Genomic DNA, 12,844 nt, shown 5'->3' with positions numbered 1-12,844 from the left:
GTCGGACAAGATGTCCGCCTACTTCAAACACTAGTCGCTGCATAGCCGGACACGTATACCCATATTTATGCTCCGCGGAATGCCGGGATAACCGGCTTCTGCTGTATTGGCCCCGCTGCGAGAGAAATAAAATCAGCCAGAACGGTACTGATAAAAGCCATGATTTCCAGCTTTTACCAGTACCATTCTGGCTGTGTTTTTTATTGCAGCAGAATAGCCAGGAAAACAGAAGCAGGCCGGGGTGGTATCCTGCGTAGCATAAATAGAAGTGCAACGTGTCCGGCTATGTGGCGACTGACGTTTTCGGGAGGCGGACATTTTGTCCGACTATCCGCAAACGGCTGTCAGCCACATCGTCCGAACACGGCACTTCTATTTTGCGCAGCGGGATACCACCCCCGCCTGCTTCGGACCTTTCATGAACATGATTTAAATTTTTATTTCCTGAGTTTCCGAATCTCTTCCCCCAGCTCCTTCGCGCTCTCTATCATTCCATCAAACGCCCCGTACTGGTACAGATTCATCACAAAGATTCCGAGCGGCACCGCGATGATCATGCCGGATATTCCATGAATCTTAAAGCCAAGATACAGAAACACCAGTGTCCACAGCGGCGGCAGACCCATGGAATCTCCTACGATTTTGGGCTGGATGACCTGGCGAATGACCTGGGTCAGGACATAGAGCAAAGCCAGGCCGGCTGCAAGCGGATAATCCGCCGACAAAAGCTTGAACAGTGCCCAGGGAATCAGCACGGTTCCGGTTCCGAACAGTGGCAGGAAATCAAGGATTGCCACCAGTACACCAATCAGAAACGCGTACTTGATTCCAAGCACCAGAAATCCAACCACCAGAATGACCGCTACCACAAACATAATGCGGAACTGAGCCAGAAAATATCCGCCAATCAGCTTTTTAACATCATTTTTCAGATAACGACCATAGCCTTTGACACTCTCCGGCAAATGTTTTTTCCAGAATTCCACGATTTTATCCTGCTCCGCAATAAAGAAATAGGAAGAAAGGATCGTCACAATCACATTGACCAGCGCGTTTGGAATTCCTTTTGCAACATTCCCGGCAACTTCTACAGTCGGAGAGGCGATTTTCTGCACAACCAGACTGGCCGCATGGCTGATGCTTCCAGCCAGCTCCTGCCAGTTTGTCTGCACCTGCTCCGGCAGTCTGGAAAACAGGCTGGCAAACCGGACGGAAATCTCCTGAAGGTCTGCCGACAGCGCATCATACAATACCGGAAGATCTTTTGCCAGCTCCACTGCCTGCAGAATCAGTCTGGAGACGAGAAAATAGCTTAATCCGATAATCAGGGCCAGCACAGCCACCACGATCAGCACGGAACTGTGTTTCCGCACTATTTTTACCCGGCTTTCCAGAAAGCGTACCAGCGGATTGGCAATCATGGCTATGATCCATCCGATCACAAAGGGCATGAAAAATTTCAGAAGCTTTGCTCCAAGCAGGCAGACCAGCAAAATCTCCACTGCCGGAATCACAATATTCAAAATCAAACGGGCATAACGTCTGTCCATACAATCACCTTCTTATTTCAGTCGCGGCTGTGCAACGTTTTCACAGTCACGAACAAAAATCCATTTCCGATTGACACCGTCGATGAACTGGTTGATCGCTTTCATACTTTTCCCCGATATTCCCATTTTCATACCCATATATATGATTTACTGCGCCAGATACTTCTCCAGGAACGCAAACAATGCTTCCATCTCCTCCCGCGTACCAATGCTGATGCGCAGATAATTAGAAAGTCTTGGCTGGTCAAAATACCTCACGTAGATCTGCTGCTTTTTCAGCGCTTCAAACAGCTCCTTTGCCGGTACCCGGTTGTGGGAAGCAAAGATGAAGTTTGACATAGAATCCGGGAAGGTAAAGCCAAGCTCTGTCAGACGGGTCTTGGACCACTCTCTGGTATCGATGATCTTCTGCACAGTCTCCTTAAAATACGCATCATCCTTTACCGTCTCCGTTCCCAGGATCAGAGATGGCATATTCATGGTGTAGGAGTTGTAGGAATATTTTACATCGTTCAACGCCTTGATGAGATCCGGATGACCAATAGCAAAACCAATACGCATGCCTGCCATGGAACGGGATTTGCTGAAGGTCTGCACCACCAGCAGGTTCTCATACTTTTTAATCAGTTCCAGAGCGGATTTGCCGCCAAAATCAATATATGCTTCGTCTACGATCACCACTACATCCTGGTTATGACGGATCATATCCTCCACAGCTTCTAAGGATAACAGAAGACCGGTCGGCGCATTCGGATTTGGAAAGATCACGCCGCCGTTTTCCCGGTAGTAATCCTCCGGGTGAATACAGAAATTCGCATCCAGGGCCGGAGTCTCATATGGAATGGCAAACAGATCTGCCCATACTTTATAAAAAGAATAGCTCACATCCGGGAATAACACCGGTTTTTCCGAGTTAAAGAAGGTCAGAAAGCTCATGGCAATGACATCGTCGGAACCAACCCCCACAAAGACCTGGTCCTCACCCACACCGTAATATTCTGCCAGTGCATGCACCAGATCAGACGCGGTTGGATCCGGATATTTGCGGAAACGGTCAATGTCCATATGTTTCAGTGCCTCAGCCACTCCAGGCGCTGGCGGATATGGATTTTCATTGGTATTTAATTTGATCAGCCGGTCCCCCTTCGGCTGCTCCCCCGGTGTATAAGGAACTACTTTACGAATATTACTCTCCCATGCTCTCATTTTCGTGTCCTCCTGTCTGTCGTTTTGCTGTGAAGCCGGATCATTTCAGCGATTATTTCTTCAGTCCATATTCCTTTGCCACTGCCTCAAAAGCCGGCAGGGAACGCTCGATCTGCTCATAAGATACGCAGTAAGCAATCCGCACATACCCCGGGCATGCAAAAGAGCTTCCCGGTACCAGCAGCAGATTGTGTTTCTGGGCCTGTGCGCAGAATGCTTTGTCATCCGCAATCGGAGCTTTCACGAACAAATAAAAAGCACCCTCCGGTTTGATACATTCAAATCCGAATTCCTTTAAGCTGTTGTATAACAGATTCCGGTTCTTATCGTAAGCACTCAGATTCACAGCAGCACCCTTTTCGATGCAGCGCTTGATCACTCTCTGAATCAGAGACGGCGCATTGACACAGCCAATGACGCGGTTTGCAATGGTTGCAGCCGTAAAAACCTCTTTGCTGTCGGTCAGTTCATCCGGAATTACCAGATAGCCGATACGCTCACCCGGCAGAGACAAGGACTTACTGTAGGAGTAGCACACCACGGTATTTGCGTAATACTTTGTCACATACGGAACCACTGCGCCATCGTATGCCAGTTCCCGGTAAGGCTCATCGGAAATCAGCACGATCTCGGTTCCAAACTCTGCGCTCTTTGCACGGAGAATATCTGTCAGACGGGTCAGAGTCTCATCAGAATAGATGACACCGGTCGGGTTATTCGGAGTATTGATGATGACCGCCTTGGTGCGCGCGGTAATCTTCTCTGCAAACTCCTCCAGATTCGGCTGGAAATCTACGGTATTCGGAGATACCACAACCAGCCTGCCATCGTAATTACGCACATAATTTCCATACTCTACGAAATATGGCGCAAAGGTCATGATCTCATCCTCCGGATCCAGAATGGTCTTTAAAATGATGTTTAAGCCACTGGCTGCGCCTACCGTCATCAGGATGTTCCCCTGACCAAATTTTGTGCCGAAACGGCGGTTCAAATCCTGCGCGATGGTCTCCCGCACATCTTCATAGCCGGAATTGCTCATATATCCGTGAATGAAAGTGGAATCCTCCTCCTTTAAAGTTTCCAGGATGGAATCCTCCACCTCCTGTGGAGCCGGTACATTCGGGTTTCCAAGGCTGAAATCGTAAACATTTTCCGCACCATAAATAGCTGCAAGGCGTTTTCCCTCTTCAAACATTACCCGGATCACAGAATTATTCTGGACCAGCGGATTCATTTTTTTCGAAATCATTTCCATATCCTCCTCATCGCAGTATTTCGTAGTTCATATTCCATTTATTTACCAGCGGCTTGCCCGCAGATGGTAAAACAAAGCCATGATCCCGGTCAGGATCAGATAAAACCAGGTGGTTGTATTGGAAAACCAGGTGGTAAAGAAGGACAGCATCAGATACGCCGCAAACTGCGCATACAGAAGATATCCCAGCGGATTACGCATTTCCCTGAGTTTCACCACCAGAATATAGGCAATAGCTCCCAGAATGCAGGAAAAAAGAAGTACTCCGATCCATCCAAAATCATAATAGGAATCGTAGAACAGCGTCAGGGTCGTCAGCTCGGTCTTGTCCACATAAATCGGAAAATTGATCAGCTGAGGAAAGAAAAACTTCAGCCCCGACAGCGCCCACAGTGGAAACAGCCCCTTAAGGCCAAAGCTGTGCCCCGGAAGCGCGCCTACCAGGAAGTTGAAATTATCGTAGTTATTCGCAATATAGATATATGGCTGGCTGACGAAGATCGGCATAGAGGCGTTCTTCATCTCAAAAATCCCGTTCAGATATTCAATGTTGTGACTCCTTGCCACCGTCAGAATCAGATAAAACGGAATCATTACCACAAAAAGTCCGAAAAGCCAGCCCGGATGGAACAGTTTCTGCAGGGAAATGTAGGTAAATGCTGCCAGCAGCACTGCGAACACCAGCTGGAAACGGGATACGCAGAGAATCGGGATCAGCAGGGAGATGGCTGTCATGACCAACGCCGCAAGGAGAAGTCTCTCGCTTCCCCGTCCATTGCGCATATGAACATAAAGCACCGTCAGAGACGGAACCAGCACACAGGATACCGTGAAATAATGGATTCCCGTGAGATGGAATTCTGAGTATGCATGTGGAACCCCGCGCAAAAACAGCGGTACATAGCCCAGTATAACTGCCTCTGCGACAAAGCATCCAAGAGATAATACGGTAAGGCCGCAGATCATGGCAAAAACCGGCCTGGAGTCCCCGGAAAAGCTTCTCCACCTACCATAGCCGTCGTAACCGGAACCGTACACGCGGACCAGAATTTCGAAAACCAGCCAGAACCCTATGTACGCCAGAAACAGACAAAACCAGGTCATGTTCGACCAGTCGGTCTGTAAGCTGCTAAGCTTCAGACAGGCAAGGCCCTCTCCTCCAACCCAGAACAGAGAGAACAGACCACGCAGATGGATCAGGTTCTTATATTTCCGGTAATCCTCCATATAAAGCCAGCCTGCCGCTGCCAGAAGCAGGAGGCCGGATATCAGGTAATGACCAAACCGGGCCAGTATATAAGATGCCAGATAACAGATAAGATAAACTGCCATGATCGTCTCTCCTCGTGAATGTGTTTTCTTCTTTTTATAAATGGCTGCCGCCTGCAGCGCAGGTGACAGCCAGTATATTTGTTTAAGCCTGACCAGCCATAAATTCCCTCATGTACAACTCTACCTCCGCAGCGGTGGCAAAGCTCATTGCCTTGTCCGCAACCGCCTGAAGCTCCTGGGTGCTGTATCCGGTAATCAGCTTTCTGGAATACAGAATGGCAGATGCGCTCATGCTGAACTCATTTAAGCCAAAGGCCAGAAGCAGTGGAATCATGAGCGGGTCGCTTGCTGCCTCACCGCACATGCCCACCATAATACCGGCCTCACGGCCACAGGTGATAATGCGCTTAATGCTGCGCAGCACCGCCGGGTTAAAGGTGGAATACAGGTAAGAAACCTTGTCATTTCCGCGGTCCACGGACATGGTATACTGGGTCAGGTCGTTGGTTCCAATGCTGAAAAATGCTGCCTCCTTCGCGAACACATCTGCCATCAGGGATGCTGCAGCGGTCTCCACCATGATACCAACTTCAATATCTTTCTTATATGGGATGTTCTGTTCATCCAGTTCTTTCTTGATTTCTTCAATCAGGGCCTTTGCCTCGCGAAGCTCCTCAATGCAGGTTACCATTGGCACCATGATCTTAATGTTGCCGTAGGCACTGGCACGAAGCAGGGCGCGAAGCTGCGGTTTGTATACATCGTCCTTCCGGTCCAGACAGAAACGGATGGCCCGGTAGCCCAGGAACGGATTCTCGTCTTTGGTAAGTCCCATATACGGAATCTCTTTGTCTCCGCCGATATCCAGGGTACGGATGATAACTGGCTTGCCCGTTAAGCCCTCTGCCACCGTCTTGTAAGCCTCAAACTGCTCTTCTTCCGTCGGCATAGCCGTGCGGTCCATGAATAAAAACTCGGTACGAAACAGGCCTACACCCTCGCCGTCATACTGGAGTACCTTTTCCAGATCCTCCGGCTTGCCAATGTTGGCAACCAATTCAATGCGCACACCGTCTTTGGTCACAGTCGGCTTTCCGATGTACTGTTCCAGTTCTTTTTTCTCTTTCAGGAATTTCTCACGCTTTGCGGAGAAATCATCCACCACGTTCTGATCTGGATCTATATAGACAGTTCCCTCACTGCCATCCAGAACAATCACGTGGCCGTTCTCTACCTGATTCATCAGATCCGGTACCGCTACCACGGCCGGAATTTCCAGAGCACGGGCCAGAATCGCGCTGTGGGAAGTCTTACCACCAAGCTCAGTCACAATACCGGCTACATTCTCCGGCTTGATTCCTGCTGTCATGGATGGGGTAAGATCCTTTGCTACCAGAATGGTTCCTGCCGGGAGGGATGCGATATCCACGCTCTCCACGCCAAGCATCTCCCGCTGCATACGAGTCTTGATATCCCGCATGTCAGTTGCTCTCTGCTGCATCAGTTCGTCATCCATAGACGCGAACAAATCCGCGTAGGTGGTGCAGACCTGCTCAATGGCATATTCCGCACAGATGCTCTCCCCGGTAATAGCCGTCTCAATCTCTCCAGTCAGCATCGGATCCATCAGAAGCATCATGTGGCCCTGCATAATCTCTGCTTCCTTCTCCCCTACTCTGGTCGCGAGATCTGCCGCAAGCTCCTCCGTTTTCTTAAGAGTCAGGTCGAGCGCGCCCTTAAAACGCTCCACCTCTGCTGCCGCGTCACGGACAGTCTCCCGTTTGATCACCAGTTCTTTTTCTTCTACGATCACAGCGTTCCCAATGCCGATACCAGAAGAAGCGTTAGTACCCTTTAACATGATACGTCCTCCTTATTAATTATTAATTTGTATATGAAACCGCAAAGTCAGATTTCGCGGATATCATCTCTCTGTGGTCTTTTACTCCCCAAGACCGCTTTCGATCACTCCAATGATCCCGTCCAGAGCTTCCTGCTCATCCGGACCCTCGCAGATGAACTCTACCTCGTCGCCGCATTTGATGCAGGCTCCGAGCACGCTGAGAACACTTTTTGCGTTGGATGTGGCATTGCCAAAATGAAATTTAATGGATGATTTGTACTTGATGGCTTCATTGCAAAGCACCCCGGTTGGGCGAAGATGAAGTCCTGATACGTTTTTGATAACAATTTTTCTGCTAACCATGTTATCCCTCTTTCTGTCAGCCGGCATTTGCGCCGTTTGTCTCTGTGTCCTGCGACTTTGTAATATCACTTTCCGATCCGTTTTCTGTCTCGGCAGTTTCTTCCTCTGCCGCGGTTGTCTGTTCCATCTGTGCGGCAGGACCGCCCGCTGTAACTTCTACCGTAAATGCGGAAACGGAAATCAGATTAAAGTTTTTCCCGAGTCCGCTCATGCTTAAGGTTCCATTATGGGTTCCCAGCTGCATGCCGGACAGGTTGATGACCGCCTTCAGATCGGTGGCCTTTAAGGTATCGAGGTCTTCCTTCAGACCCTGGAGTTTCACCTCGATGCGTGCCGGCGACAGATGATAATGGTAATAATCTGCGCCATTTTCCATGGAAATATCCGACTCACCCAGAGCTATCATTCTGGTAGTGAGCTGTTCTACCTTAAGGCGTATGGTCACGTTTGCGTCGTCCGCATTGGCCAGTGTTACATCCTCCGGCAGATAATCGTTTAAATTCACTGTCACCACCTTGTCCTGTGTTGCTCCCGAAACACTGAGCGCAGAGGACGGAATGGTGATCTTGTTCACAGATGCCAGGCTGTTTTTTAAGCCAAGCACGGAAACATTCTTGATACTGCACTCCACGCCGGTATACTGATAGCCGGAGGCTGCGGTTCCAGTCACTTCAAAGTCAAGCGGAAGTGTCTTCACCTTGCTGATTTCCAGATTGTACTGGATTTCCGACGGACTGACACTCACACGGTCACTGACGGTGATCTCATTGCCGTTGGCATCGTAAAACACCGGTTCTGCCGTCCCCTCCGTGCTGCTTTCCAGTCCATTTACATTCAGTTCGATTCCCACATGATTGATCAGGCCAACCTGAGAAGTCGGGCCCTCCACCGTTACATGATCCGGTGTCAGGACGGCCTTGTTAACCGCATAATCTTCCGCGAGATTTCCATAGGTGTTCATGATCAGAGAGAACTGCTTGCTCTGGAGTTCTTCTGTCTGAATGCGCACTACACCCGGACGGCTTTCCGCATTGGAAATCAGCTCCTTGTTATTCAGTACCTCGATTTTTACCTGTACGGATCCGGTTACATCATACAGCTCAGCCAGATCCACATAAGCGCGGAAATCTGAGGAACGGATCTTGTAGGCATCTTTTGTCCGCACATCAAAATATACCGTTACTGTGTCTTTTCCGCCAAGTTCATAGGTTCTTCCTGCCTTGGTCAGTACCTGTTCGTTTACGATCTCCAGTGGAACTTCTTTGCTTCCGGTCACTTCCGGATTGGAGACATTCACAACGACCAGCCACACAAAAAATGCCAGAAAACAGGAAAGAATCTTAAGTCCAAGATTATTTATCAGTTTTTCTTTCATTTCTGCGTTTTCCCTTCCAGATCTTTAACAGTGTGCCATTGCTCTCTTCCTGGTCTTCTGCTACCGCCAGTACCTTGCGCAAATCTTCTGCCGTGGAAATTCTTCTGAGTTTTCCATTCTCCACAACAGAAACTCTTCCGGTCTCCTCGGACACGACCACGGTGAGACTGTCTGTGACTTCACTGATGCCGACCGCAGCGCGGTGTCTGGTTCCCAGATCCTTGCTGATGGTCATATTGTCAGACAGCGGCAGATAACAGGTTGCCGCTGTAACGCGGTTGCCGCGAATGACTACCGCACCGTCATGAAGCGGTGTGTTGTGCTCAAAAATATTGATCAGGAGCTGGCTGCTGACCAGTCCGTTGATTTCGATACCAGTACGCTCAATCTCTTTCAGGGAAACTTTCCGCTCAATGACCATGAGGGCACCAGTCTTCACCTTTGCCATCTCGAAGGTTGCCTTGACAATTTCATTGACCGTGCGGTCGGAAAAGCCCTGATTCTCCTGATTGCTTTCAAGAGAAAAAATCTCAGAGATCAGGTTTCTGCTTCCCAGCTGTTCCAGGGCTTTACGCAGTTCCGGCTGGAAGATGATCACCAGTGCCGTTACCGCAATACCACCTGTTCTTCCCAGGATCCAGAGGATCGTGTCCCAGTGAAAGATGGCTGCCGCTACTGCAAATGCCATGATCATGGCAATGCCTCTCAGCAGATACCAGGCTTTGGTACTCTTGATCCATAACAATGCATAATATACCAGGATCGTCAGTATGATGATCTCGGTCAAATTGGAAAATGTAATTCTTGGCAAAAAGGAGATCCAGGAGCGCATGCCCTGAAAAACCATCTCCAAATCCTGGAATATGCCAGTCATACCTGGTCCTCTCTTTCTATTCTATATTAATACAACCTATTCTCGCGCCCTGCGGTCATGCCTGCCGCGGGCCGGGTTGTTGATGCGCTGTACTTTTACATCAGTCCGCGCCACTGCTACCTTCGGCACGGCCTTTACATAGTACACGTAATCATCATCCTCATACTGGACATATTCCGTCCGTGTATAATCTACCGTAAACACAAAGAAATGATACAGCCAAGCCACCGCCAGGGAAATTAGCGCCCCAATCAAAAGCTTCGGCACCGGCATGGATACATGGAAGATGAAATCTCCCACAAACACGGCTGCCAGCTGCGCGATGGTTCCGGTCACAATGGCAATTTCCCAGGCATAATCCAGTGACATATTGTGGAGCAGGTATACACAGAGAATGCCAACCACACATACCATGATCATGACCATCATCTCCTGGCTGGAGAGAAGGCCGCGGATGATCTGGACAAACTTCTGTGTAATGTCTACTGACGCGTCATTGGTCAATACACCCGCATTCTGTTTTACATAGGAAATAATGTAATAAATCACAACACCGCTGCCCACCGGAATCACGGTGAGAAGGCTTCCTGCCAGACCTGCCAGAAGTGGAACCGCAAATGGAATCTTCAGCAGAAATGCCATGGGTGTCAGCACCAGCCAGAAGCTGTCTCCCGGCTGAAACCCGTAATACAGCAGGATCAGGATGATCAGGATAACTGCCGTGATCAGCGCTGTCTCCATGGATACCGCATAGATATGCGCCAGCATGACGGCTCCAAGCAGGCATCCGATTGCTCCATAGGGCAGGAACGCGCTTACAAGAGCCACTGCCAGCAGGGCCACCGGACCCGTAAGTTCCGTGCGATAGCCAATATTTCCGTTTAACAGAGCCATAGCAGCCAGACTGTATAAAAATTTGATGACGCCGTTTACCGGTGTCGCGTATTTTCCGTAAAATGATTTCAGCCGTTCTTTAAGTACGAGAAACATCATCATAGCGGCTGCCCTCCTTTGTCAGTTCTCTGGTACGGCTCTGAACGTCATAACGTTTCTCCAGCCGTTTCAGCTTTGCGATATAAACCCGCATGCCGCGCCTTGCGTATTCATAGCGTTTGCTGCTGACAAGCCAGGTAATGATGAGATACAGCACCAGCCCTGCCGCGTATAATACCGCGCCTGCTTTGGCCGCGCCGACCACCTCATCAAGTTCCATAACATTTAAAAGACGCTCCATGCTGTAAAGCACCCACATGAGCGCGCATAAAATGAAGCATACGGTATAGGCAAAGAAAGAACGCAGGATGCGTCCGCTGATATAGTCACTCCGGAAATAGCGGTTCGCCGGAAAAATATGTTTCCCCTCCCGCTTTTCAAACAGAGCAATTCCTGTCATCAGTTTGATCTTGTCTTCATTGAGCATAAAGTCGTTCTCCATTTTCTTTTTGCGTCCGCTGTTCGTCAGCTCGTTACATTGTACCATAATTATTCTGTCAATGCCACCGTTCAAGACGCATTTTTTCCTATATTTTCAGTTCAGAAAATGCCTACCCATGTACAGTAACAGTATAACATAAAAATACCGCCATGTAAAACACGGCGGTATTTTAGTTCGTTATCTTATCTTGTTTTTAGCGTATTTATTCGTCCACGCTGTAGTTCGGTGCCTCTTTGGTGATGTGGATATCATGCGGATGGCTCTCTTTTAAGGAAGCTGCGGAAATTTTAACAAAACGTCCGGTTTCCTGTAAGGTCGGGATGTCTTTTGCTCCGCAGTAGCCCATACCGGAACGAAGTCCGCCGAGCATCTGGAATACAGTGTCTTCCACCATGCCCTTATATGCCACACGGCCCTCAACACCTTCCGGAACCAGCTTCTTCGCGTCAGACTGGAAGTAACGATCCTTACTTCCGTTCTCCATTGCCGCGATGGAACCCATACCACGATAAACCTTGTACTTTCTGCCCTGATACAGCTCGAAGGTTCCCGGGCTCTCGTCACATCCGGCAAACATGCTTCCCATCATGCAGACATTACCGCCCGCAGCAATGGCCTTGGTGATATCTCCGGAGTACTTGATACCACCATCTGCGATGATCGGGATACCGAACTCTTTTGCGACTGCGTAGCAGTCCATAACAGCGGTGATCTGCGGAACACCGATACCTGCAACCACACGGGTGGTACAGATGGAACCAGGTCCGATACCAACCTTGACTGCGTCAACACCAGCCTCGATGAGTGCTCTGGTTGCCTCGCCGGTTGCCACGTTGCCTGCGATGACCTGAAGATCCGGATAAGCTTCCTTGATCATTCTGACGCAGCGCAGTACGTTCTCAGAATGTCCGTGAGCGGAATCCAGGACAACCACATCTACATGAGCCTTCACCAGTGCGCTTACACGGTCTAAAACATTTGCGGTAATACCAACAGCCGCACCACAGAGCAGGCGTCCCTGTTCGTCCTTTGCGGACAACGGATATTTGATCTGCTTCTCAATGTCCTTGATGGTGATGAGCCCCTTTAAGTTGAAGTCATCATCCACGATCGGAAGCTTCTCCACTCTTGCCTTTGCCAGGATACGTTTTGCCTCCATAAGGGTGATACCCTCTTTGGCGGTAACCAGATGCTCGGAGGTCATGCACTCTTTGATCTTCTTGGAAAAATCCTCCTCAAACTTTAAGTCACGGTTGGTGATGATACCAACCAGCTTGCGGCCCTCTGTAATCGGCACACCAGAGATGCGGAACTTAGCCATAAGCTCGTCTGCGTCCTTTAAGGTATGCTCCGGGGAGAGGAAAAACGGATCTGTGATGACACCATTCTCTGAACGTTTTACCTTATCTACTTCCTCTGCCTGCGCTTCAATTGACATGTTTTTGTGAATGATACCAATACCACCCTGACGCGCCATGGCAATTGCCATACGGTGTTCTGTAACGGTATCCATTCCCGCACTCATAAGCGGAATGTTCAGTTTGATCTTCTTGGTCAGATAAGTGGTTAAATCTACCTGATTCGGAATAACCTGGGAATAAGCCGGCACCAGGAGCACATCGTCAAACGTAATGCCCTCACCAATAATTGTACCCATTATTCGTTTCC

At 49.3% G+C, this 12,844-nt stretch carries 11 protein-coding genes; all 11 read right to left on the bottom strand.

What is annotated here, in order from left to right:
- Positions 1–437: 437 nt before the first annotated feature.
- The 11 genes from ytvI to guaB all read right to left on the bottom strand — a co-directional run bounded on the left by ytvI (position 438) and on the right by guaB (position 12,833).
- Positions 438–1,550, bottom strand: coding sequence for a sporulation integral membrane protein YtvI (gene ytvI, locus DWY84_RS00265; RefSeq protein WP_118529848.1), 1,113 nt, complete (start codon positions 1,548–1,550; stop codon positions 438–440).
- A 147-nt stretch (positions 1,551–1,697) separates the two neighbouring features.
- Complete coding sequence (hisC, locus tag DWY84_RS00260) at positions 1,698–2,756, bottom strand: histidinol-phosphate transaminase (RefSeq protein ID WP_118529846.1); 1,059 nt, start codon at positions 2,754–2,756, stop codon at positions 1,698–1,700.
- Positions 2,757–2,808: 52 nt separating this feature from the next.
- Positions 2,809–4,008 carry a pyridoxal phosphate-dependent aminotransferase gene (locus tag DWY84_RS00255; RefSeq protein ID WP_118529844.1) on the bottom strand — a complete coding sequence of 400 codons (1,200 nt, stop codon included), beginning with the start codon at positions 4,006–4,008 and terminating at the stop codon, positions 2,809–2,811.
- Between the two features lie 48 nt (positions 4,009–4,056).
- The gene (locus DWY84_RS00250) at positions 4,057–5,346 is read right to left on the bottom strand and encodes an O-antigen polymerase (protein WP_118529842.1); all 1,290 of its coding nucleotides are present in this window, start codon (positions 5,344–5,346) and stop codon (positions 4,057–4,059) included.
- An 82-nt stretch (positions 5,347–5,428) separates the two neighbouring features.
- A complete protein-coding gene (gene ptsP / locus DWY84_RS00245) occupies positions 5,429–7,147 on the bottom strand; it encodes a phosphoenolpyruvate--protein phosphotransferase (protein ID WP_118529840.1) in 1,719 nt (572 codons plus the stop codon).
- 81 nt (positions 7,148–7,228) lie between these two features.
- Entirely contained in the window at positions 7,229–7,492 is a 264-nt protein-coding gene (locus tag DWY84_RS00240; protein WP_118529838.1) for an HPr family phosphocarrier protein, read from the bottom strand.
- 16 nt (positions 7,493–7,508) lie between these two features.
- Positions 7,509–8,867 carry a CdaR family protein gene (locus DWY84_RS00235; protein ID WP_118529836.1) on the bottom strand — a complete coding sequence of 453 codons (1,359 nt, stop codon included), beginning with the start codon at positions 8,865–8,867 and terminating at the stop codon, positions 7,509–7,511.
- Positions 8,845–9,741: a diadenylate cyclase CdaA gene (cdaA, locus tag DWY84_RS00230; protein WP_243024687.1), complete on the bottom strand. Its 897-nt coding sequence runs from the start codon at positions 9,739–9,741 to the stop codon at positions 8,845–8,847. The genes DWY84_RS00235 and cdaA overlap by 23 nt, the downstream gene beginning before the upstream one ends.
- 36 nt (positions 9,742–9,777) lie before the next feature.
- Positions 9,778–10,737 (bottom strand): ABC transporter permease, encoded by a 960-nt coding sequence (locus DWY84_RS00225; RefSeq protein ID WP_118529834.1) that lies wholly within the window; start codon positions 10,735–10,737, stop codon positions 9,778–9,780.
- On the bottom strand, positions 10,715–11,248 hold the full coding sequence (locus tag DWY84_RS00220) for a hypothetical protein (protein ID WP_243024686.1): 534 nt from the start codon (positions 11,246–11,248) through the stop codon (positions 10,715–10,717). Before DWY84_RS00220 ends, DWY84_RS00225 begins: the two co-directional genes overlap by 23 nt.
- 130 nt (positions 11,249–11,378) lie before the next feature.
- Complete coding sequence (guaB, locus tag DWY84_RS00215; protein WP_118529832.1) at positions 11,379–12,833, bottom strand: IMP dehydrogenase; 1,455 nt, start codon at positions 12,831–12,833, stop codon at positions 11,379–11,381.
- Positions 12,834–12,844: the final 11 nt, after the last annotated feature.

This window comes from Clostridium sp. AF27-2AA (assembly GCF_003478505.1).
GTDB lineage: Bacteria > Bacillota > Clostridia > Lachnospirales > Lachnospiraceae > Brotaphodocola.
This window is presented reverse-complemented; position numbering and strand designations above follow the sequence as displayed.

Excerpts from the sequence above, each read along its gene's own strand:
- ytvI (WP_118529848.1), bottom strand. The coding sequence starts at position 1,550 with ATGGACAGACGTTATGCCCGTTTGATTTTGAATATTGTGATTCCGGCA.
- hisC (WP_118529846.1), bottom strand. The coding sequence starts at position 2,756 with ATGAGAGCATGGGAGAGTAATATTCGTAAAGTAGTTCCTTATACACCG.
- DWY84_RS00255 (WP_118529844.1), bottom strand. The coding sequence starts at position 4,008 with ATGATTTCGAAAAAAATGAATCCGCTGGTCCAGAATAATTCTGTGATC.
- DWY84_RS00250 (WP_118529842.1), bottom strand. The coding sequence starts at position 5,346 with ATGGCAGTTTATCTTATCTGTTATCTGGCATCTTATATACTGGCCCGG.
- ptsP (WP_118529840.1), bottom strand. The coding sequence starts at position 7,147 with ATGTTAAAGGGTACTAACGCTTCTTCTGGTATCGGCATTGGGAACGCT.
- DWY84_RS00240 (WP_118529838.1), bottom strand. The coding sequence starts at position 7,492 with ATGGTTAGCAGAAAAATTGTTATCAAAAACGTATCAGGACTTCATCTT.
- DWY84_RS00235 (WP_118529836.1), bottom strand. The coding sequence starts at position 8,867 with ATGAAAGAAAAACTGATAAATAATCTTGGACTTAAGATTCTTTCCTGT.
- cdaA (WP_243024687.1), bottom strand. The coding sequence starts at position 9,741 with ATGACTGGCATATTCCAGGATTTGGAGATGGTTTTTCAGGGCATGCGC.
- DWY84_RS00225 (WP_118529834.1), bottom strand. The coding sequence starts at position 10,737 with ATGATGATGTTTCTCGTACTTAAAGAACGGCTGAAATCATTTTACGGA.
- guaB (WP_118529832.1), bottom strand. The coding sequence starts at position 12,833 with ATGGGTACAATTATTGGTGAGGGCATTACGTTTGACGATGTGCTCCTG.